The sequence below is a fragment of the Streptomyces sp. NPDC004721 genome (assembly GCF_053601495.1).
On sequence record NZ_JBSGBZ010000059.1, the window covers coordinates 26,048 to 47,836 of the forward strand.

The window sequence follows — 21,789 nt, forward strand, 5'->3', positions numbered from 1 at the left end:
ACCGGCGACCGGCGACCGGCGACCGGCGACCGGCCTACGCCTCCGCCCGGGCCCCCGCCGCTTCCTCGGCCCCGGATCCGGCACGTGCCCAGTGGCACGCCACCTGGGCCTCCCCGCCCCCGTCCAGGATCTCCAGGTCCCGGCCGTGGCACGCGTGCGCGACGCCCGCCCGCTCGGCCTCGCCGCTCGCCAGGATCTGGCAGCGGACGTGGAAACGGCAGCCGGAGGGGATCCGGGACGGGTCCGGGGGCTCACCCGCCAGGACGACCGGGTCTCCGGGCGCCTCGGGCAGGACGGACAGCAGGGCCTGGGTGTACGGGTGCCGGGGGGCGGTCAGGACCTGCTCCACCTCGCCGGTCTCCACGATCCGGCCGAGGTACATCACCGCGACCCGGTCGGCGATGTTCCAGGCCAGCCCCAGGTCGTGCGTCACCACCAGCGCGGACAGGCCGAGTTCGGCGCGCAGCCGCAGCAGCAGGGCGAGGATCTCGCCGCGCACCGAGGCGTCCAGGGAGGCCACCGGCTCGTCGGCGACCACGAGTTCGGGCTCGAGGACCAGGGCGCCCGCGATGACCACGCGCTGGCGCTGACCCCCGGACAACTCGTGCGGGTAGCGCAGGAAGAAGCGCTCGGGCGGCCGCAGCCCCGCCCGCGCCAGGGCCCCTGCGACCGCCGCCCGCTCGTCCCCGCGGTACCCGTGGACGCGCAGCCCCTCGGCCACGGCGTCGTACACCGTGTGCCGCGGGTTGAGCGAGCCGCTAGGGTCCTGGAGCACCAGCTGGGCCCGCTTGCGGTACGCCTTCAGCGCGCGGGAGGAGTAGTCGAGCGGGGCACCGTCGAACGTGACGCGGCCCGCGGTCGGCGGCACCAGACCGAGCAGGGAGCGGGCCAGGGTCGTCTTGCCGCAGCCCGACTCGCCGACCAGCGCCACGATCTCGCCGCGCCGGATGTCGAGGTCGACCCCGTCCACGGCCCGGGCCGCGGGCCCGCCGTGACGGCCCGGGAACACGACCCGCAGCCCCTCGACGCTCAGCAGCGAGGATGTGGTCATGGCGTGCTGCTCCTCACGTCGTCCTCCGTCGTCTCCGCTTCCGGTGCCCCCGCTCCCGCTCCCGCCCGCGGGTCCACGTGGACGCAGGCCGCCCGTCGGCGCGGACCCGCCTCCCTCAGGAACTGGTCCCGGGTGCCGCACAGGTCGAGGGCGACCGGGCAGCGGGGGTGGAAGGCGCAGCCGGAGGGGACGGCGGACGGGTCCGGGGGATCGCCCGCCAGACCGCGGGGAGCGAAGCGGGACGCCGGGTCGCCGATGCGGGGGAACGCCTCCGACAGGGCCTTGCCGTAGGGATGCCGGGCGTCCTCGTAGACCTGCCGGGCCGGGCCCTCCTCCACCACGCGGCCCGCGTACATGACGGCCAGCCGGTCGCAGGTGTCGGCCAGTACGGCGAGGTCGTGGCTGATCATGAGCAGGCCCAGGTCCTGCTCGCTCACGAGCCCTTCGATCAGGCGCAGGATCTGCGCCTGGATCATCACGTCGAGCGCGGTGGTGGGCTCGTCGGCGATGACCAGCCGAGGGTCGCAGGCCAGCGCCATCGCGATCATCACGCGCTGCCGCTGGCCCCCGGACAGCTCGTGCGGGTAGGCACCGGCCCGCGCGGCCGGCAGCCCCACCTGCTCCAGCAGTTCACCGGTCTTCTTCCGCGCGCCCGCCGCCGTCGCCTTGCGGTGCAGCAGGATCGGCTCGGCGATCTGGTCGCCGACGCGGTGCACGGCGTTGAGCGAGTGCATCGCGCCCTGGAAGACGATCGACGCCCCCGCCCAGCGCACCGCCCGCACCCGGCCCCACTTCATGGCCAGCACGTCCTCGCCGTCGAGCAGGATCTCGCCGCCGACCCGGGTCCCGGCCGGGAGCAGCCGCAGCAGCGCCAGCGCCAGCGTGGACTTGCCGCAGCCGGACTCGCCCGCGATGCCGAGTTTCTCGCCGGACGCGAGCGTGAGGTCCACCCCGCGCACCGCGGCCGCCCCCGACGGATACGTCACTTCCAGGTCGCGCACCTCGAGCAGGTTCAACGGGACACCCCCAGCCTGGGGTTGAGAACGGCCTCGACGGCCCGCCCGCACAGGGTGAACGCCAGCGCCACGACCGCGATGGCGATGCCCGGCGGCACCAGATACCACCAGTCGCCGGAGCTGACCGCGCCGGCCTCGCGCGCGTCCTGGAGCAGCCCGCCCCAGGAGACGACCGTCGGGTCGCCGAGCCCGAGGAAGGCGAGCGTCGCCTCCGCCAGGATCGCCGAGGAGATGATCAGGGTGGTCTGGGCGAGCACCAGCGGCATGACGTTGGGCAGCACATGCCGGGACATCACGTGCCAGTGTCCGCCGCCGAGCGCCTTGGCCCGCTCGATGTACGGTCGTGACTCCACCGCCAGGGTCTGCGCCCGCACCAGACGGGCGGTGGTCGGCCAGGTGGTGACGCCGATCGCCAGGACGATCGTGCCCAGCGAGCGGGACATCACGGTGGCCAGCGCGATGGCGAGCACCAGCGTCGGCATCACCAGGAACCAGTCGGTGACCCGCATGATCACCGTGGCGTACCAGCCGCGGAAGTGCCCGGCGGTGATGCCGATGACCGCCCCGATCGCCACCGACAGCACTGCGGCGAGCAGTCCGACCAGCAGCGAGACGCGCGAGCCCCAGATCACCAGGCCCAGCAGGTTCCTCCCGAACTGGTCGGTGCCCAGTGGGAAGTGGGCGCTCGGACTCTCCAGCGGCCGGCCGGGCGCGTCGGTCACGCTCTGCACGTCCGCCCCGACGGTCAGCGGCGCGGTCAGCGCGACCAGCGCGCACAGCACGAGGGTGGCGAGACCCACCAGGCCTGCCCGGTGCGTCCGGTACTGCCTCCAGAAGCGGACGACCGAGGCCCGGCGGCGCTGCCGGGCGAGCGTGCGGGGGCCGGGGCCGGGCGCCTGGTCCGGGCCGGCGGTCGTGGCGGTGTCGGCGGTCATCGGCCCACCCTCGGGTCGAGCAGCGGATACAGGACGTCGGCAAGGGTGTTCATCACGATCACCGCCGCGGCGAAGACGAAGAACAGCCCCTGCACCAGCGGCAGATCGGGCACGCTCAGCGCCTGGTAGAACAGCCCGCCCAGACCCGGCCAGGAGAACACGGTCTCGACGAGGATCACTCCCGCGACCGTCCGCCCCAGATTGACGAAGATCAGCGTCACGGTCGGCAGCAGCGCGTTCGGCACGGCGTGGCGCCGTCGTACGCGGTCGTCGCGAAGGCCCTTGGCGCGCGCGGTCGTCAGATAGTCGCTGCCCATCTCGTCCAGCAGTGCCGACCGCGTGACCAGCAGCGTCTGCCCGTACTCGACCGCGACCAGCGTCACCACCGGCAGCACGAGGTGGTGGGCGACGTCGACGGCGTACGCGAAGCCCTCCTTGCCGCCCGACTCCATGCCCCCGGTCGGGAACAGACCCGGGACCGGGCCCACGCCGACCGAGAGCACGATGATGAGCAGCAGGCCCAGCCAGAACGCGGGAATCGAGTAGAGCGTCAGCGCCAGCCCCGTGTTGAGGCGGTCGCCGAGCCCGCCGTGCCGCCAGGCGGAACGGGTGCCGAGGAGCACCCCGAGGGCGGTGTAGAGCACGAAGGCCGTACCGGTCAGCAGCAGGGTGTTCGGCAGCGCCTCGGTGATCTTGTCGATGACCGGCGTGCGGAACTGGTACGAGGTCCCCAGATCCCCGGTCAGCGCCTTGCCGCAGTAGTCCGTGAACTGCCGCCACATGGGCAGGTCGAGCCCGAACTCCCGCCGGTAGGCGGCGAGCTGCTGCGCGGAGACCGGCCGGCCGGCGGTCATGAACTTCACCGGGTCGCCCGGGATCAGCCGGAAGAGGAAGAAACTGGTGACGAGGACGGCGAGCAGTGACACGGCCGCACCGGCCAGCTTGCCCGCCGCGTACCGCAGATACGCGGTACCGGTCCGCGCCCGGGGGCCGCGGCCCGCCGCCGGTCCGGACTTCCCCGGATCGGCGGCGGGCCCTTCGACCAGCGCGGGTGTCGCTTCAGCGGTCATGTGCGCTCACTGCCTATTCACGGTCTTCTGCCGTCGCCCGGCGGCGTACCGTGAGGAGCACCGCGAGGCCGCCGAGGACGACGACGCCCGCGACGATCCCGATGATGACGCCCGTCGACGTGGAACCGCCCGAGGAATCGTCGGAGTTCGCCGGAACGGCCGACCACCAGCTCCAGTAGCCGTCCTGGCCGTAGATGTTGCCCGCCTTGGCCGGCATGGTGGTGATCGACTCGATCTGGTCCGTGCGGTAGGCCTCGAGGGCGTTCGGATACGCCATGACGTTCATGTACCCGAGGTCGTACAGCCGCGACTCCATCTGCTTGACCAGGTCCGCCCGCTTGGCGGGGTCGTACTCGGCCAACTGCTGGGCGTACAGCTCGTCGTACTTCTTGTCGCAGATGAAGTTGTCGGTGGCGCCGGTGTCCTTCGGGGTCGCCGGGAGCGCGGCGCAGGTGTGGATGGAGAGCACGTAGTCGGGGTCCGGGTTGACCGACCAGCCGTCGAAGGCGAGGTCGTACTTGCCCGCGAGCCATGGATCGGTCACGTTGTCCAGGCAGTTGAGCTGGACCCCGATGCCGAGCTTGCCCCACCACTCCTGGAGGTACTTGCCGACCGCCTTGTCGTTGGGGTCGGTGGCGTGGCACAGCACGCGGTAGTTCAGCGGCTTGCCGTCCTTGCCGACGCGCTTGCCGTCCGCGTTCTCCTTGTAGCCCGCCTCGTCGAGGAGCTGGGCGGCCTTCGCCGGGTCGTACGCCAGCTCCTGGTCCGCCGACGGCTTCCAGAAGTACGACTCGTAGCGCGGCGGGATGTAGCCCTGGCCCTGCTCCGCGTGGCCCTGGAAGACCTTGTCCACGACGGCCTGCCGGTCCACCGCCATGAACAGCGCGTGGCGCACCCGCTCGTCCAGCAGGGACGGGTCGCCGTCACCGAACTTCTTGCCGTCCCTGGCCTGGGCGCCCGGGTTGGTGGCGAGGGCGTAGAAGCGGCGACCGGGGCCTTCGTTGACGTGGATGTTCTGCTCGCCCTTGAGCGAGGCGGCCTGCGCGGGTGTCAGGGCCGGCGAGCCGGCCACGAAGGAGACCTCGCCCTTGCGCAGCGCGGCGACGGCGGCGTCCTGGTCCTTGTAGTACCGGAAGACCAGCTCGTCGAACTTCGGCGCGCCTCGCCAGAAGTTCTTGTTGGCCTCCAGCCGCACATAGCTGTCGGGCTTGTAGTCGGTCAGGACGAACGGCCCGTTCCCGACGATCGGGAAGTTCTTGTCGTTGTTGAACTTGGAGAAGTCGGTGACCTTCTCCCAGACGTGTTTGGGCACGATCGGCACGTCGAGCGCGGTCATCGTGGCCTGCGGCTTCTTCAGCCGGATCACCAGCTGGGTGGGGCTGGGCGCGGTGACCTCGGCGAAGTTGGTGACGAAGTTGCCGTTGGCGGTGGCGGCGCCCTCGTCGGTCATCATCTTGTTGAGCGTCCACGCCGCGTCATCGGCGGTGGCCTGCTGTCCGTCCGACCACTTGGAGTCCGAGCGGATCGTGTACGTCCAGGTCAGCTTGTCCGGCGACGACTCCCACTTGGTGGCCAGGGCCGGGACGACGTGGGCGTCCTTGGGGTCGTAGTTGGTCAGGTACTCGTACATCAGCCGGTGGACGCTCGTGCTGAGCAGTCGTCCCGCGAGGAAGGGGCTGAGCGAGTCGACGCTCTGCGCGACGGCGACCGTGAGGACCTTCTTGCCGCCCTTCTTGCCCTGCGCGCTCTCCGCGGCGTGGGCCTGCGGCGCGGCCGGAGCGAGGGGGGTCGCGAGCCCGGCCGTGACGACGAGGGCGGCGATGCCCGCGGCCAGGAGCCGTATGCCCTTCAGGCGGGGGCCGGTACGTCCTCTGCCGTGCTGATCATGTGTCTTCATGGCTCGGTGACCTCGCGTCGTCGCACGCAGAAGACGGTTTGCGTCTTCTGCCGGGCGGGCTTGAACGGGCTTGATCTGGTGACGCCGGCGGAATGAAGTGAGTGTCTATCAGCGGCAGTCTGCGCGCGTCAACGGTATGTCAAACCCCATGTGGCCTGCGGAAATAACGACTTGACCGCGATCTTGCTCCCATTGGTGGAGACCACTGACGCCTCCCTGGTGAGGGCGTGGCGGCGGAATCCGACCGGTTCTGACTGCGAACACGCGAAGGCCCGCGCCGTCGGGAACGGCGCGGGCCCGGAGGGGTGCGGTGGAGCTACTGGTGGGGCGGGGGAGGGGGCGGGGTCTGCCCCTGGGGGTGCTGCGGGTGCTGCTGAGGGTGCTGGGGGTGGTGAGGGGCCTGGGGGTAAGGCTGGTCGGGCCGGCCCGGCTGCGGCGGGGGTGCGAAGTGCTCCGGCTGAGCGGGGTGGCCCGGCTGGGCGGGCTGACCGGCGTACGGCTGCGGCTGGCCCGGGTACGGCTGACCAGGGCCGGGCTGCTGCTGGGGAGCGAACTGCCCCGGAATCGGCTGGCCGGGGGCGGGCTGCCCCGGGTACGCCTGGGCCGGGCCGGGATGGCCGGGGGCGGGCTGGCCCGGAACCGGCTGCCCGGGGTACGCCTGACCAGGCGCCGGCTGCCCTGGGTACGGCTGGCCCGGATGGGGTTGTCCTGGAACCGGCTGCCCCGGAACCGGCTGGCCCGGCATCGGCGGGGCCGCGACCGGCGGCGGGTTGCCGTCGGAGGTCCACAGCCCGTGCGCCTGCTGATGCCGGACGAAGTCCTCCGCGACCATCGCCGCGAGGTGGAAGTACGCCTCCCGCACCTTCGGTCGCATCATGTCGAGGTCGACCTCGGCACCGGCGGACAGATGCTCGTCGAAGGGCACCACGACGACACCGCGGCAACGGGTCTGGAAGTGCGCGACGATGTCGTCCACCTTGATCATCTTGCCGGTCTCGCGCACCCCGGAGATCACCGTGAGGGAACGGGCGACGAGGTCGGCGTACCCGTGCGCCGAGAGCCAGTCCAGCGTCGTACTCGCACTGCTGGCACCGTCCACGGACGGCGTGGAGATGATGATGAGCTGGTCGGCGAGGTCGAGCACACCGCGCATGGCGCTGTAGAGCAGACCCGTACCCGAGTCGGTGAGGATGATCGGGTACTGCTTGCCGAGTACGTCGATCGCGCGGCGGTAGTCCTCGTCGTTGAACGTCGTGGACACGGCCGGGTCGACGTCGTTGGCGATGATCTCGAGGCCGGAGGGCGCCTGGGACGTGAACCGCCGGATGTCCATGTAGGAGTTGATGTACGGGATCGCCTGGACGAGGTCACGGATGGTGGCCCCGGTCTCCCGGCGCACCCGGCGGCCGAGCGTGCCGGCGTCCGGGTTGGCGTCGATCGCGAGGATCTTGTCCTGCCGCTCGGTGGCGAGCGTGGAGCCGAGCGCGGTGGTGGTGGTCGTCTTGCCCACGCCGCCCTTGAGGCTGATGACCGCGATGCGGTAGCAGGACAGCACGGGCGTACGGATCAGGTCCAGCTTCCGCTGCCGCTCGGCCTCCTCCTTCTTCCCGCCGATCCGGAACCGCGGCCCGGGACCGGCAGGCCGCGTGCTGCGGGCCTTCTGCTTCTTGTTGTTGAGCAGCCGGTCGGAGGACAGCTCCACAGCCGCCGTGTAACCGAGAGGCGCCGCGCCGGGGTTGGTCGGCTGCCGCTGGTCGTGCTGTATCGGCTGCGGCCAACTGGCCCCGAGACGGGGGTCGACGGGCTGCTGCGGGGCAGCCGGCGGCTGGGGCTGAGCACCGTCGGGCTGCGTGGGCTGCTGCGGAAAGCCGTAGCCACCGGGCTGCGCGGCCGGGTTGGGGACGCCGGGAGGGGCGGCCTGGGCCTGAGGGAACCCGTAGCCGTTCGGCGGCTGCGCGCCTGCCGAGCCCGGAACCGGCGGCTGGACCGCCGACGAGGACTGCGCACCGGGGGCGCCTGGCTGGGGGAACCCGTAACCGGGCTGGGGGTTGGCCGGGGGCGCGGGAGGTCCGACCGGTCGCTGGTGGGCAGGCGGTTGCTGCGCACCGGGAGTGCCGGGTGGGGGGAATCCGTATCCGGCTTGGGGATTGGCGGGGGGTGCGGTGGGGCTGGTCGGCGGCTGGACCGCCGGCGAGGGCTGCGCACCGGGAGTGCCGGGCTGGGGGAAACCGTATCCGGCACTGGGGTTGGCGGGGGGTGCGGTGGGGCTGGTCGGTGGTTGCTGCGCACCGGGGGTGCCGGGAGTGCCGGACTGGGGGAAGCCGTAACCGGTCTGGGGGGTGGCAGGGGGTGCGGTGGGAGCGGTCGCCGACTGCGGGGCGGGCGGTTGTTGCTGCGTGCCGGGTTGCGGGAAGCCGTAGCCCTGCTGCGGGGCCGCTGGAGCGGACGCCGGGGGCGGCGCGGCAGGCGGATTCCAGGCGGCGGGGGCCGGCTGAGGTGCCTGCGGCTGGAAGGGCGGCTGCTGAGCCGGCTCGTGCGGCTGCTCCTGCGGTGTCGCCGACTGCGGCTCGCTGGGCCACTGGGTCGCCGCCGCGGGCGCCGCGGGCTGGTACGACGGCGACAGGGGCGGCACCGGACCCTGCGGGACCGGCGGCGGAGCCCAGGCGGCGGGCGCGCCCTGCGAAGCCTCGGCCGCCGCGGCCGGGGCGACTTCCTGCGACGCCATGTCCTGGGATGGGGACGCCGGGGCCTCAGCAACGGCGTCTTGCGGAAGGTCGTCCTGCGGAACCACGTCCTGCGGAACCACGTCGTGAGGTGCGGACTCGTGCGGAACCGCGTCCTGCGGGGCGGCGTCCTGCGGTTCCGCGGCGGGCGTGGAGTCTTCGGGAACGGCGTCCTGGGGTTCGGTGGCGACGGGCTGGGAGACCGCGGCAGCGGAATCCTCGGGCCCGCCGTCCGCCGCCCCGCCGTCCGCCGCCTCGGTGTCGGACGCCGAGGCATCGGGGACACCCGCGGTACCCGCCTCCGCCTCCTCCGTCTCGTCCGCCTCCGCGACCTGGTCCTTCCCGGCCTCCACGTCGCCGGACTCGGAGTCATCGGAAACCTCGGCGCCGGAGTCCGGGGCCGAGTCCACGTCGGCCGAGCCGACTTCCTCGGCCGCGTCCTCCGCTGCGTCGGAGCCGTCCCGAAGCTCGGTCGGCCCGGTCTCCCCGGACTCGTCCGCCTCGTCGTCCTGCGCCTTGTCGGCCTCGTGAGCCGTGATCCCGGCGTCGGCCCCGGCCTCTTCCTCGGACTCCGTGTCCGCCACCGCGGCCGACTCGTCCTCCCGGTCCTCGACGCCGGGCACCTCACCCTGCTCGTCGGCCGGCTCCGGCTGCGCCTCGGCGGCCGCCGCCACCTCCCGCCGCACGGAGACGGCGGAGATCCGCATGGTGGCACCGCTCTCGAGGTCACCGGCCCCGGCACCCGCACCCTGTTCCGCCTGCGGCCGCGCCGTGTGCGCTCCCGGCGACGGGAACCCGCCCACCGGAATGTTCGGCACCGCCGTCGGGGACCCGGCACCGGCCGGATCCGTCTCCGAGGAGCCCGCCGCCTGCTGCGGCTCGAACCCGCTCCCCGCCGGCAGCTTCGGCACGGCGATCGGACTCCCCATCGGCGGCGGGGGAGGCGTGAAGGGCGCACCCGGCGCCGGAGCCGGCGGAGTGAAGGGCGCTCCCGGCGCGGGCGGAGGAGGCGGAGGAGGTGTGAAGGGAGCTCCGGGCGCCGCCGTCGCGTGCGGCGGCGGCGTCAGCCCGGGAACCGGACCGCTCGGAACAGCGGGTCGCGCGGGACCACCCGGCGAGCCCGGAGAACCTGGCGCACCAGCGGAAGGACCCCCGGCCGCACCGGCCGCGTTGTCCCTCTGCCCCGACCCGGATTCCGCCCCGGACCCCGAACCACTCGACGCGTTCTGCGTGTACCAGGCGGGCGGTGCGTAGTCGATCGTGAACTCGCCCGTCGTCTCGATGGCGGACGCCGCGTCGGGCTGGTCGTCGCCGGGCGTGGCCCAGCCCCCGCGGATCCCGTCCCGATCGCTGCTCACAGTTCCTCCTGATGTGGTCGAGCACCCTCAATGCCGTGCGGGGGCGACCATTTCTCGTCGTCCTTGGTCGTTCGAGGTCGTCCGATCCACCGACTTCCCCCCGTGACGACGATGTCCGGTCCACGGGTTCTGACATCGCGCCCCCATGTACCAGCCTAATCACCAGGAGACTCACCATGGCAGGCCCATCCGTCTCCTGACGCCCGCCCACTTGACGACAACCGGCCCGGAACCGCCGTACGCAGCAAGGCATCAGCAAGCAAACCGGACGCATCCGTGGCCAAGCCGTACAGAAGGTGAACACTGAACCCGAGGCACCAGGGCTCACGAACCGGCCCGCCTGGCAGGGTCATTGAAGACCGGACCCGTCAACCACGCACATCTGACGGGTCGGTTGGCAAAGAAAGGGGCGGCACGCGCACGTGCCGCCCCCTCTCGTATCCGCGCGCCCCTCACTCGGCCGCGAGACCCCCGTTGTGCGGAGCCGGCTCCAGGTCGAACTCACCGTCCCGTGCGCCCAGCACGAACGCCCGCCACTCCGCCTCCGTGTAGCGCAGCACCGTGTCCGGGTCGAGCGAGGAGCGCATGGCGACGGCGCCGCCGGGCAGGTAGGCGATCTCGACGCGCTCCTCGTGCTCCTCCGTGCCCGGCGCGCAGTGCCACCGCACGCCGGAGATGTCGAGCGCGTACAGTTCGTCGCGCTCGCGTTCCTTGCGGGCCTTGATCTCCGCTTCCGTCTCCGCCATGTCGCAGCGACCCCTTCCAGACGCGCCCAACGGTGCCGGGCTCACCCTAGTGGCCCGTCGGCCCGCCTCGGGGGGATCGGAGAACCGGGGGAAATCGGGCCGTCGCGGGCTGGTACGCTGTGTGACGGCCGTTTGTGTACGCACCCCCGGAGCCCTCGCAGGAAGTCCTGCGGGCCCTGGAGGCCGCGCCCAGCGGATCCCCGCCTCCCGAGTAACGGAAGGTCCCCCGAGACGAAGACCGGGGGCACTCGGAGGCCACTCACGGAGCACGAGGAGTACGAGTGTCGCTCGACGCCGCAACGAAGAAGCAGATCATCACCGAGTTCGGTACCAAGGAGGGTGACACCGGCTCCCCCGAGGTCCAGGTCGCTCTGCTGTCCCGTCGGATCTCCGACCTGACCGAGCACCTCAAGACCCACAAGCACGACCACCACTCCCGCCGCGGTCTGCTGATCCTGGTCGGTCAGCGCCGCCGCCTGCTGCAGTACCTCGCCAAGAAGGACATCACGCGCTTCCGCGCGCTGGTCGACCGCCTCGGCATCCGCCGTGGTGCGGCGGGCGCCAAGTAAGACGTCGTGAAGGGAGCGGTTCCCGGGAGACAGGGGACCGCTCCCTTTGCCGTACGCAAGGGAACGTACGGGAACGTGCGGAGTGTCGGTGCCGCTTTGTAGTGTGGTAGCACGACGCAGTAGACGCAGTACCCATAACACGGCGTGATACGGCCTGCCCGAAGAGGGCTCGGCACGTCATCGCGCCCGACGAACGAGGAGGAGCGCACCTCGCCGCCGCCGGTCCTCGGTAGTGGCGCCCGGGAGAATGAACCCCGGGTGCTTCGATCGAAGACCGGCCCGCACCAGACGGAGCGCTTCTCCGCCACCGTCCCCCCGCCACACGGGCGGGAGGACGACGACGAGGAGAAAACGCTAGTGGAGAACGAGACCCACTACGCCGAAGCCGTGATCGACAACGGCCCCTTCGGCACCCGTACCATCCGCTTCGAGACGGGCCGCCTGGCCAAGCAGGCCGCCGGTTCCGCCGTCGCGTACCTGGACGACGACACCATGGTGCTGTCGGCCACCACCGCTTCCAAGAACCCCAAGGACCAGCTCGACTTCTTCCCGCTCACGGTGGACGTCGAGGAGCGGATGTACGCCGCCGGCAAGATCCCCGGCAGCTTCTTCCGCCGTGAGGGCCGGCCGAGCGAGGACGCGATCCTCACCTGCCGCCTGATCGACCGTCCGCTGCGCCCGTCCTTCAGGAAGGGCCTGCGCAACGAGATCCAGGTCGTCTGCACCGTCATGGCGCTCAACCCCGACCACCTGTACGACGTCGTGGCGATCAACGCCGCGTCCGCGTCCACGCAGCTGGCCGGCCTGCCCTTCTCCGGCCCGATCGGCGGCGTCCGCGTCGCGCTGATCCGCGGCCAGTGGGTCGCCTTCCCGACGCACACCGAGCTCGAGGACGCCGTCTTCGACATGGTGGTCGCCGGCCGCGTCCTGGAGGACGGCGACGTCGCGATCATGATGGTCGAGGCCGAGGCCACCGAGAAGACCATCAAGCTGGTCGAGGGCGGTGCCGAGGCCCCCACCGAGGAGGTCGTCGCCGCCGGTCTGGACGCCGCGAAGCCCTTCATCAAGGTGCTCTGCCGCGCCCAGTCGGACCTCGCCGCCAAGGCCGCCAAGCCGACCGGCGAGTTCCCGATCTTCCTCGACTACCAGGACGACGTCCTGGAGGCGCTCACCGCCGCCGTCCGCCCCGAGCTCTCCCAGGCGCTCACCATCGCCGGCAAGCAGGAGCGCGAGACGGAGCTGGACCGCGTCAAGGGGCTGGCCGCCGAGAAGCTGCTGCCCGAGTTCGAGGGCCGCGAGAAGGAGATCTCCGCCGCGTACCGCTCGCTGACCAAGACCCTGGTCCGTGAGCGCGTCATCAAGGAGAAGAAGCGCATCGACGGCCGCGGTGTCACCGACATCCGCACGCTGGCCGCCGAGGTCGAGGCACTCCCGCGGGTGCACGGCTCCGCGCTGTTCGAGCGTGGCGAGACCCAGATCCTGGGCGTCACCACCCTGAACATGCTCCGCATGGAGCAGCAGCTGGACACCCTCTCCCCGGTGACCCGCAAGCGCTACATGCACAACTACAACTTCCCGCCGTACTCCACCGGTGAGACCGGCCGCGTCGGCTCCCCCAAGCGCCGCGAGATCGGCCACGGCGCCCTCGCCGAGCGCGCGCTCGTGCCGGTGCTGCCCGCACGCGAGGAGTTCCCCTACGCGATCCGTCAGGTCTCCGAGGCCCTCGGGTCCAACGGTTCGACCTCGATGGGCTCGGTCTGCGCCTCCACCATGTCGCTGCTGAACGCCGGTGTGCCGCTGAAGGCCCCGGTCGCCGGTATCGCCATGGGTCTGATCTCCCAGGAGATCGACGGCGAGACGCACTACGTGACGCTGACCGACATCCTCGGTGCCGAGGACGCCTTCGGCGACATGGACTTCAAGGTCGCCGGTACGAAGGAGTTCGTCACCGCCCTCCAGCTCGACACCAAGCTGGACGGCATCCCGGCCTCCGTGCTGGCCGCGGCCCTGAAGCAGGCCCGTGACGCCCGCCTCCACATCCTCGACGTGATGATGGAAGCGATCGACAGGCCGGACGAGATGTCCCCGAACGCGCCGCGGATCATCACCGTGAAGATCCCGGTCGACAAGATCGGCGAGGTCATCGGCCCCAAGGGCAAGATGATCAACCAGATCCAGGAGGACACGGGCGCCGAGATCACCATCGAGGACGACGGCACGATCTACATCGGTGCCGCCGACGGCCCCTCGGCCGAGGCCGCCCGTGCCACGATCAACGGCATCGCCAACCCGACGATGCCCGAGGTCGGCGAGCGCTACCTGGGCACGGTCGTGAAGACGACCACCTTCGGCGCGTTCGTCTCCCTGCTCCCCGGCAAGGACGGTCTGCTGCACATCTCGCAGATCCGCAAGCTGGCCGGCGGAAAGCGCGTGGAGAACGTCGAGGACGTGCTCGGTGTGGGCCACAAGGTCCAGGTCGAGATCGCCGAGATCGACTCCCGCGGCAAGCTCTCCCTGGTCCCCGTGATCGAGGGAGAGGAAGACGGCAACGACAAGAAGGACGACGCCGACAAGTGACGTCCCGTAGCTTCAAGGCGACGGCCCGCACCTCCTCGGAGGCGCGGGCCGTCGCCCGTACCCAAACCCTCATCAAGGGCCAGAACGGCATCGGCACCGTCCGCAGGACCACCCTCCCGGGCGGCCTGCGCATCGTCACCGAGACCCTGCCCTCCGTGCGCTCGGCCACCTTCGGCATCTGGGCGCACGTCGGCTCCCGCGATGAGACCCCCGCGCTCAACGGTGCCACGCACTATCTGGAGCACCTGCTCTTCAAGGGCACGTCCCGCCGGTCCGCCCTGGACATCTCCGCCGCGCTCGACGCCGTCGGCGGCGAGATGAACGCGTTCACGGCCAAGGAGTACACGTGCTACTACGCGCGCGTGCTCGACACCGACCTGCCTCTCGCCATCGACGTCGTCTGCGACATGCTCACCGGCTCGCTGATCCTCGAGGAGGACGTCGACGTCGAGCGCGGCGCGATCCTCGAAGAGATCGCCATGACCGAGGACGACCCCGGCGACTGCGTGCACGACCTGTTCGCGCACACCATGTTCGGCGACAACCCCCTCGGCCGCCCCGTCCTCGGCACGGTCGACACGGTCAACGCCCTCACCGCCGACCGCATCCGCCGCTTCTACAAGAAGCACTACGACCCCACCCACCTGGTGGTCGCCTGCGCCGGCAACATCGACCACGCCAAGGTCGTACGCCAGGTCCGCGCCGCCTTCGAGAAGGCCGGCGCCCTCAAGAACGCCCAGGCTGCCCCCATCGCCCCGCGCGACGGCCGGCGCACCCTGCGCACCGCCGGCCGGGTCGAGCTCCAGAACCGCAGAACGGAGCAGGCGCACGTCGTCCTCGGCATGCCTGGCCTCGCCCGCACCGACGACCGGCGCTGGGCCCTGGGCGTGCTGAGCACCGCCCTCGGCGGCGGCATGTCCTCCCGCCTCTTCCAGGAGGTCCGGGAGAAGCGCGGCCTGGCCTACAGCGTGTACTCCTACACCTCCGGCTTCGCCGACTGCGGACTGTTCGGCGTCTATGCCGGCTGCCGCCCGAGCCAGGTGCACGACGTGCTGAGGATCTGCCGGGACGAACTCGACCACGTCGCCGAGAACGGCCTGACCGACGACGAGATCGGTCGCGCCATCGGCCAGCTCCAGGGCTCCACGGTCCTCGGCCTGGAGGACACGGGTGCGTTGATGAACCGTATCGGCAAGAGTGAACTGTGCTGGGGCGAGCAGATCTCCGTCGACGACATGCTGGCCAGGATGGCGGCGGTCACCCCGGACGAGGTCCGCTCCGTCGCACGGGAGATCCTGGGACAGCGCCCGTCGCTGTCGGTCATCGGCCCGCTCAAGGACAAGCAGGCCGCGCGTCTGCACGACGCGGTCGCCTAACTCCCTGTCCGTCCGTCGGTGGTAAGGAAGCAAGAGATGAGCAAGCTGCGCGTGGCGGTCCTCGGTGCCAAGGGCCGGATCGGGTCCGAGGCGGTACGGGCGGTCGAGGCCGCCGAGGACATGGAACTGGTCGCCGCCCTCGGCCGGGGCGACAAACTGGAGACCCTCGCCGAGACGGGCGCCCAGGTGGTGGTCGAACTGACCACCCCCGGGTCGGTCATGGGCAACCTCGACTTCTGCGTACGGCACGGCATCCACGCCGTCGTCGGCACCACTGGCTGGACCGACGAGCGCCTCGCGCAGCTGCGGGGCTGGCTGGCCCAGTCCCCGCAGACCGGTGTGCTCATCGCCCCGAACTTCTCCATCGGCGCCGTGCTCACCATGAAGTTCGCTCAGATCGCCGCGCCCTGGTTCGAGTCGGTCGAGGTCATCGAGCTGCACCACCCGAACAAGGTCGACGCCCCCTCCGGCACCGCCACCCGCACCGCGCAGCTGATCGCCGAGGCCCGGGCCGAGGCGGGCTCGGCCCCGGCGCCGGACGCCACCGTCACCGCCCTGGACGGAGCGCGCGGCGCCAGCGTCGACGGGGTGCCGGTCCACGCCGTGCGCCTGCGCGGACTGCTCGCCCACCAGGAGGTCCTGCTGGGCGGCGAGGGGGAGACGCTCACCATCCGCCACGACTCGCTCCACCACAGCAGCTTCATGCCGGGCATCCTGCTCGGCGCGCGCCGCGTGGTGACCACTCCGGGCCTGACCGTCGGCCTGGAGCACTTCCTCGACCTGAACTGAGCCCCGAAGCCCCTCATGCGCGCGAAGATCACCTACCTCGTCACGGCCGCCGTCCTGGTCTTCTACTTCGTCCTGGTCGGCAGCCGCGGCGTCATGCTCATCCAGTACGGCACACCCGTCACCGTCGCCTTCGGGATCGCCGTGCTGATCCTGCCGGTGATCGGCCTGTGGTTCCTGTGGAAGAACACCCAGTTCGTCCGCCGGGCCAATCAGCTCGCCGCCGAACTCGACGCCGAAGGGGGCCTGCCCGTCGACGAGCTGACCCGCACGCCCAGCGGGCGCGTCGACCGCGACTCGGCCGACCAGGTCTTCGCCCGGCGCAAGGCCGAGACGGAGGCGGCCCCCGACGACTGGCGCACCTGGTTCCGCCTCGCCGTCGCCTACCACGACGCCCGCGACACCCCCCGCGCCCGCAAGGCGATGCAGCGGGCGATCGCCCTGCACGACGGCAAACCGGTGCAGGCCGCCTGACACCCGGAACACCCCCGTGCACGCCAAAGGGGCCCGGTCCGCGCGCGGACCGGGCCCCTTTGGCGTCCCGTCGGCCGGGGTCAGTGCGTCCTGTTCTCGTCCGCCCACGCCTCCACCGCGTCCGCCGCCCGGTCGAAGGCCTCGACGCGACCCAGGAAGTCGGCGTTGTGCGTGGTCATCAGCGACGGCAGCTCCTGCTGCGCACGGCCCCTGCGGCCGAGCACCAGCGCCTGCCCCTGCACCGTGCGCGGCAGCCCCAGCCAGCGCACCGGCTGCTGCACCGTCCGCACGCCGGCGACCTGAGCCCACGGCGTCGTACGGGTGACGAGGAGGCTCACGTGCCGCAGCCCGCGCGCGCTGACCCAGACGCCCATGCGCAGCAGCCGCAGCGCGCCGGCGATCACGATCAGGGCGACGACGAAGCAGAAACCGGCGGAGGACAGCGTGGCGGTGAGCGCCGTGACGACCCCCGCGAGCAGCACGAAGGAGGCGAGCAGCAGCAGGAGGGCGGCCGCCCCCACACGCCACGGCCCGGGCCGGTAGGGGCGTCGCCAGCGCTTGCGGTCGTCGAACGGCAGCGCTACGTCGTCCGCCGCGTCGAAGGCGCGGTCGGCCGTCAGGAAGGACAGGGGCACGACTGGTCCTCACTCAAATCCATGCATGGGCTGTGCCCGGTGAGGCTATCCGCCTGTGTCCGTGCCCACCACCCGTGGGGGTCGCGGAGGCGACCGCCGGGCCACCGGCGCGGCGGCAGAGGGCCCGTATCCGCTCAGTGCCCGGGGGAGACCTGGGACTGCTGCGTCTCGGTGGGGGAATGGCTGATGGTCAGCGCGGGCGTCCCCAGGATCACGGAGCCCACGAGCGCGGCGACGATGGTCAGCCCCAGCAGGCAGCGCCCGGCTATTCGGCCGGTGGACGCGCGTTCGCGGGGCGGGGGAGCGACATTGCTGCGGAACCGGTCGGCTTCGGCGACGAAGGCGAACGGTACGGGCTCGCGCCGACGGAGCATTGGGGGTACGACTCCTTCCGGGGGTCGAACTGGGGTGTCTCACCCATACAGACGACCGAGTGTCCCAAAAGGTGCCCGGTTTCACCGAATTCGCAGATCTTCACCGAAGATGTCGTGCCCCGGCACCGATCGCCCCGATGTCAGAGCCGGGCCGTAGAGTGGTCGCCGCCCGTCAGCCGTCAAGGAAGGGACCCTCCGAGCCGTGACCGCCACCCCCGCCGACGACCCGAAGCCCAGCTTCCGCAGTGACATCACCGTCGAACTGGTCAAGCACAACGCGTCCGACGCCGACGTGCTGTTCGCGGCCCGCGTCTCGACCCTCGGCGAGCAGTCCCTGGCCGAGCTGGACAAGGACCCCGAGCGCTCCAAGGGACTGATCAACTACCTGATGCGCGACCGGCACGGCAGCCCGTTCGAGCACAACTCGATGACCTTCTTCGTCAGCGCCCCCATCTTCGTCTTCCGCGAGTTCATGCGGCACCGCGTGGGCTGGTCGTACAACGAGGAGAGCGGGCGCTACCGCGAGCTGGAGCCGGTCTTCTACGTCCCCGACGAGTCCCGCAAGCTCGTGCAGGAGGGACGCCCGGGCAAGTACCGGTTCGTCGAGGGCACTCAGGCCCAGCAGGAGCTGGTCGGCCGGGTCATGGCGGACTCCTACCGGGAGGCCTACGAGGCCTACCAGGAGATGCTCGCGGCCGGTGTCGCCCGTGAGGTGGCCCGCTCGGTCCTCCCGGTCGGCCTGTTCTCGTCGATGTACGCCACCTGCAACGCCCGCTCGCTGATGCACTTCCTCGGCCTGCGCACCCAGCACGAGCTGGCCAAGGTGCCGTCCTTCCCGCAGCGGGAGATCGAGATGGTGGGCGAGAGGATGGAGGCCGAATGGGCCAGGCTCATGCCGCTGACCTACGCCGCCTTCAACGCCAACGGCCGGGTAGCGCCGTAGCCGGCGACCGCCTGCCCACTCAGGTACAGATGTACGGTTCAGCCGCGCGAAGTGTCCGGATTGCGACCTTTGGAGAAGTTCATCTAGCCTGATCAAACGGACCCGGCACTGCTTGAACCCCCGAGCAGGCAGTGCCGGGCTCCACCTTTGCCACCACCCGCCGGCCCGCCCCCCGAGGGCAGCCCTCACATTGAGCAGCGAGTAGCGTGTTACCCATGGCTCCGACCTCGACTCCGCAGACCCCCTTCGGGCGGGTCCTCACCGCCATGGTCACGCCCTTCACGGCGGACGGCGCACTCGACCTCGACGGCGCGCAGCGGCTCGCCGCCCACCTGGTGGACGCAGGCAACGACGGCCTGATCGTCAACGGCACCACCGGCGAGTCCCCCACCACCAGCGATGCGGAGAAAACGGACCTGGTACGCGCGGTCCTGGACGCGGTCGGTGACCGCGCCCACATCGTGGCCGGTGTCGGCACCAACGACACCCGCCACAGCATCGAACTGGCCCGCGCCGCCGAGCAGGCCGGCGCGCACGGCCTGCTGACCGTCACGCCGTACTACAACAAGCCCCCGCAGGAGGGCCTGTACCGCCACTTCAAGGCCATCGCCGACGTCACCGGCCTGCCGGTCATGCTCTACGACATCCCCGGCCGCAGCGGTGTCCCGATCAACACCGAGACGATCGTCCGTCTCGCCGAGCATCCGCGGATCGTCGCCAACAAGGACGCCAAGGGCGACCTCGGCCGGGCGAGCTGGGCCATCGCGCGCTCCGGTCTCGCCTGGTACTCCGGCGACGACATGCTGAACCTGCCCCTGCTCTCGGTGGGCGCGGTCGGCTTCGTCTCGGTCGTCGGCCACGTCGTCACCCCGGACCTGCGCGCCCTGGTCGAGGCGTTCACCGCAGGGGACGTCCAGAAGGCCACCGAGATCCACCAGAAGCTGCTCCCGGTGTACACCGGCATGTTCCGCACCCAGGGCGTCATGACCACCAAGGCCGCGCTCGCCCTCCAGGGCCTGCCCGGCGGCCCGCTGCGGCCCCCGATGGTGGAGCTCACGCCGGAGGAGACCGAGCAGCTCAAGATCGATCTTGCCGCCGGCGGGGTACAGCTCTGACAACGAGACTTCGCACCACCCCGTAACACCCGAGGCCTGACAACTGAATAGGCGGGCCACACCGGTGCCCGCATCCCACCATGACAACTGCTTCTGCACGAACGTCACGCGCGCCACGTGCCCACCGGTACGTGGCGCGCGTGGTGAGGAGAGTCTTTTGAGTCATCCGCATCCTGAACTGGGCTCGCCCCCGCGCCTCCCCGACGGCGGCCTGAGGGTCACTCCCCTCGGCGGCCTCGGCGAGATCGGCCGGAACATGACCGTCTTCGAATACGGCGGCCGCCTGCTGATCGTCGACTGCGGAGTGCTTTTCCCCGAGGAGGAGCAGCCCGGAATCGACCTGATCCTGCCGGACTTCTCGTCCATCAGGGACCGCCTCGACGACATCGAGGGCATCGTCCTCACCCACGGCCACGAGGACCACATCGGTGGTGTCCCGTTCCTCCTGCGCGAGAAGCCGGACATCCCCCTCATCGGCTCCAAGCTGACCCTCGCCCTCATCGAGGCCAAGCTCCAGGAGCACCGCATCCGTCCGTACACCCTCGAGGTCGCGGAAGGTCACCGCGAGCGCGTCGGCCCCTTCGACTGCGAGTTCATCGCGGTCAACCACTCCATCCCGGACGCCCTCGCGGTCGCCATCCGCACCCCCGCGGGCATGGTCGTGCACACTGGCGACTTCAAGATGGACCAGCTGCCGCTGGACAACCGCCTGACCGACCTCCACGCGTTCGCCCGGCTGAGCGAGGAAGGCATCGACCTCCTCCTCACCGACTCCACCAACGCCGAGGTCCCCGGCTTCACCCCGCACGAGCGGGACATCTCCAACGTGCTGCGCCAGGTCTTCGCCGGCGCCCGCAAGCGGATCATCGTGGCGAGCTTCGCCAGCCACGTCCACCGCATCCAGCAGATCCTGGACGCCGCGCACGAGTACGGCCGCAGGGTCGCCTTCGTCGGCCGGTCCATGGTCCGCAACATGGGCATCGCCCGGGACCTGGGCTACCTGAAGGTCCCGCCGGGTCTGGTGGTCGACGTCAAGACCCTGGACGACCTGCCCGACCACGAGGTCGTGCTCGTCTGCACCGGCTCCCAGGGCGAGCCGATGGCGGCCCTGTCCCGCATGGCCAACCGCGACCACCAGATCCGCATCGTCCAGGGCGACACGGTGATCCTGGCGTCGTCACTGATCCCGGGCAACGAGAACGCGGTGTACCGGGTCATCAACGGCCTGACCCGCTGGGGCGCCAACGTCGTGCACAAGGGCAACGCCAAGGTCCACGTCTCGGGCCACGCCTCGGCCGGCGAGCTGCTGTACTTCTACAACATCTGCCGCCCGCGGAACCTGATGCCGGTTCACGGCGAATGGCGCCATCTGCGGGCCAACGCCGAACTGGGCGCCCTCACCGGAGTGCCGCACGACCGGATCGTCATCGCCGAGGACGGCGTGACCGTCGACCTGGTCGAGGGCAAGGCCAAGATCTCCGGCAAGGTCCAGGCCGGTTACGTGTACGTCGACGGCCTCTCGGTCGGCGACGTGGGCGAGCCCGCGCTGAAGGACCGCAAGATCCTCGGCGACGAGGGCATCATCTCGGTCTTCGTGGTGGTCGACTCCACCACGGGCAAGATCACCGGCGGCCCGCACGTCCATGCCCGCGGCTCGGGCATCGACGACTCCGCCTTCGCCGCGGTCATCCCGAAGATCGCGGAAGTCCTGGAGAAGTCCGCCCAGGAGGGCATCGCCGACGCCCACCAGCTCCAGCAGCTCATCCGCCGCACCCTCGGCAAGTGGGTGTCGGACTCCTATCGGCGCAGGCCGATGATCCTCCCGGTCGTCGTGGAGGTCTGACCCCCGCACGTCCCCGGGACGCGCGAACTGGTGGCGGGGCACCTCGATTTGCATCGGGGCGCTCCGCTCCAGTACGTTTACGGCTCCGCCAGGACGGGAACCCGAAGGCCTCATGCACTTCGGAGGACGTTCCCGGAAGCGGCGGGAAATCCGACTCAGAATCTCTGATAAAGTCGGAGCCGCCGGAAAGGGAAACGCGAGAGCGGAAACCTGGAAAGCACCGAGGAAATCGGATCGGAAAAAGATCTGATAGAGTCGGAAACACCGAAGGGAAGCGCCCGGAGGAAAGCCCGAGAGGGTG

17 protein-coding genes and 1 pseudogene are annotated in these 21,789 nt (G+C 70.9%); 8 read left to right on the forward strand and 10 right to left on the reverse strand.

What is annotated here, in order from left to right; genetic code table 11:
- Positions 1-34 precede the first annotated feature (34 nt).
- From ACWEK3_RS35020 to ACWEK3_RS35055, 8 genes and pseudogenes are all read right to left on the reverse strand, one after another.
- Positions 35-1,051, reverse strand: a complete 1,017-nt coding sequence (locus tag ACWEK3_RS35020) for an ABC transporter ATP-binding protein (RefSeq protein ID WP_453251531.1) — start codon at positions 1,049-1,051, stop codon at positions 35-37.
- The gene (locus ACWEK3_RS35025) at positions 1,048-2,067 is read right to left on the reverse strand and encodes an ABC transporter ATP-binding protein (protein WP_450547715.1); all 1,020 of its coding nucleotides are present in this window, start codon (positions 2,065-2,067) and stop codon (positions 1,048-1,050) included. Before ACWEK3_RS35025 ends, ACWEK3_RS35020 begins: the two co-directional genes overlap by 4 nt.
- Entirely contained in the window at positions 2,064-3,002 is a 939-nt protein-coding gene (locus tag ACWEK3_RS35030) for an ABC transporter permease (protein WP_450547714.1), read from the reverse strand. The genes ACWEK3_RS35025 and ACWEK3_RS35030 overlap by 4 nt, the downstream gene beginning before the upstream one ends.
- A complete protein-coding gene (locus ACWEK3_RS35035; RefSeq protein WP_453251532.1) occupies positions 2,999-4,072 on the reverse strand; it encodes an ABC transporter permease in 1,074 nt (357 codons plus the stop codon). The genes ACWEK3_RS35030 and ACWEK3_RS35035 overlap by 4 nt, the downstream gene beginning before the upstream one ends.
- A gap of 13 nt (positions 4,073-4,085) precedes the next feature.
- A complete protein-coding gene (locus tag ACWEK3_RS35040; protein ID WP_453251533.1) occupies positions 4,086-5,969 on the reverse strand; it encodes an ABC transporter substrate-binding protein in 1,884 nt (627 codons plus the stop codon).
- Positions 5,970-6,285: 316 nt separating this feature from the next.
- Positions 6,286-9,603, reverse strand: coding sequence for an AAA family ATPase (locus tag ACWEK3_RS35045; protein ID WP_453251534.1), 3,318 nt, complete (start codon positions 9,601-9,603; stop codon positions 6,286-6,288).
- 315 nt (positions 9,604-9,918) lie between these two features.
- Positions 9,919-10,050, reverse strand: a pseudogene (locus ACWEK3_RS35050) (SCO5717 family growth-regulating ATPase); the annotation flags it as partial.
- 452 nt (positions 10,051-10,502) lie between these two features.
- Complete coding sequence (locus tag ACWEK3_RS35055; protein ID WP_361422200.1) at positions 10,503-10,796, reverse strand: DUF397 domain-containing protein; 294 nt, start codon at positions 10,794-10,796, stop codon at positions 10,503-10,505.
- Between the two features lie 281 nt (positions 10,797-11,077).
- On the opposite strand from ACWEK3_RS35055, the gene rpsO reads away from it, so the two are divergent.
- The 5 genes from rpsO (at position 11,078) to ACWEK3_RS35080 (ending at position 16,578) form a co-directional block, all read left to right on the forward strand.
- Positions 11,078-11,365: a 30S ribosomal protein S15 gene (rpsO, locus tag ACWEK3_RS35060; RefSeq protein ID WP_225080554.1), complete on the forward strand. Its 288-nt coding sequence runs from the start codon at positions 11,078-11,080 to the stop codon at positions 11,363-11,365.
- Positions 11,366-11,722: 357 nt separating this feature from the next.
- Complete coding sequence (locus ACWEK3_RS35065; RefSeq protein WP_361422204.1) at positions 11,723-13,942, forward strand: polyribonucleotide nucleotidyltransferase; 2,220 nt, start codon at positions 11,723-11,725, stop codon at positions 13,940-13,942.
- Positions 13,939-15,318, forward strand: a complete 1,380-nt coding sequence (locus ACWEK3_RS35070; RefSeq protein WP_361422207.1) for a M16 family metallopeptidase — start codon at positions 13,939-13,941, stop codon at positions 15,316-15,318. The genes ACWEK3_RS35065 and ACWEK3_RS35070 overlap by 4 nt, the downstream gene beginning before the upstream one ends.
- Before the next feature lie 36 nt (positions 15,319-15,354).
- Entirely contained in the window at positions 15,355-16,107 is a 753-nt protein-coding gene (gene dapB / locus ACWEK3_RS35075) for a 4-hydroxy-tetrahydrodipicolinate reductase (protein WP_361422210.1), read from the forward strand.
- Positions 16,108-16,122: 15 nt separating this feature from the next.
- Positions 16,123-16,578: a tetratricopeptide repeat protein gene (locus ACWEK3_RS35080; RefSeq protein WP_361422213.1), complete on the forward strand. Its 456-nt coding sequence runs from the start codon at positions 16,123-16,125 to the stop codon at positions 16,576-16,578.
- Between the two features lie 80 nt (positions 16,579-16,658).
- Here the strand turns inward: ACWEK3_RS35080 and ACWEK3_RS35085 are convergent, their stop codons facing one another.
- Both ACWEK3_RS35085 and ACWEK3_RS35090 read right to left on the reverse strand, forming a co-directional pair.
- Positions 16,659-17,213 (reverse strand): hypothetical protein, encoded by a 555-nt coding sequence (locus tag ACWEK3_RS35085; protein ID WP_450547671.1) that lies wholly within the window; start codon positions 17,211-17,213, stop codon positions 16,659-16,661.
- A gap of 134 nt (positions 17,214-17,347) precedes the next feature.
- Positions 17,348-17,587 carry a hypothetical protein gene (locus tag ACWEK3_RS35090; protein WP_361422219.1) on the reverse strand — a complete coding sequence of 80 codons (240 nt, stop codon included), beginning with the start codon at positions 17,585-17,587 and terminating at the stop codon, positions 17,348-17,350.
- Positions 17,588-17,789: 202 nt separating this feature from the next.
- Between ACWEK3_RS35090 and thyX the strand changes: the two genes are divergently transcribed.
- The 3 genes from thyX (at position 17,790) to ACWEK3_RS35105 (ending at position 21,488) form a co-directional block, all read left to right on the forward strand.
- Positions 17,790-18,530 carry an FAD-dependent thymidylate synthase gene (gene thyX, locus ACWEK3_RS35095; protein WP_450547669.1) on the forward strand — a complete coding sequence of 247 codons (741 nt, stop codon included), beginning with the start codon at positions 17,790-17,792 and terminating at the stop codon, positions 18,528-18,530.
- A gap of 215 nt (positions 18,531-18,745) precedes the next feature.
- Positions 18,746-19,645, forward strand: coding sequence for a 4-hydroxy-tetrahydrodipicolinate synthase (gene dapA, locus ACWEK3_RS35100; RefSeq protein WP_450547668.1), 900 nt, complete (start codon positions 18,746-18,748; stop codon positions 19,643-19,645).
- A gap of 157 nt (positions 19,646-19,802) precedes the next feature.
- Positions 19,803-21,488, forward strand: a complete 1,686-nt coding sequence (locus ACWEK3_RS35105; protein WP_450547667.1) for a ribonuclease J — start codon at positions 19,803-19,805, stop codon at positions 21,486-21,488.
- Positions 21,489-21,789: the final 301 nt, after the last annotated feature.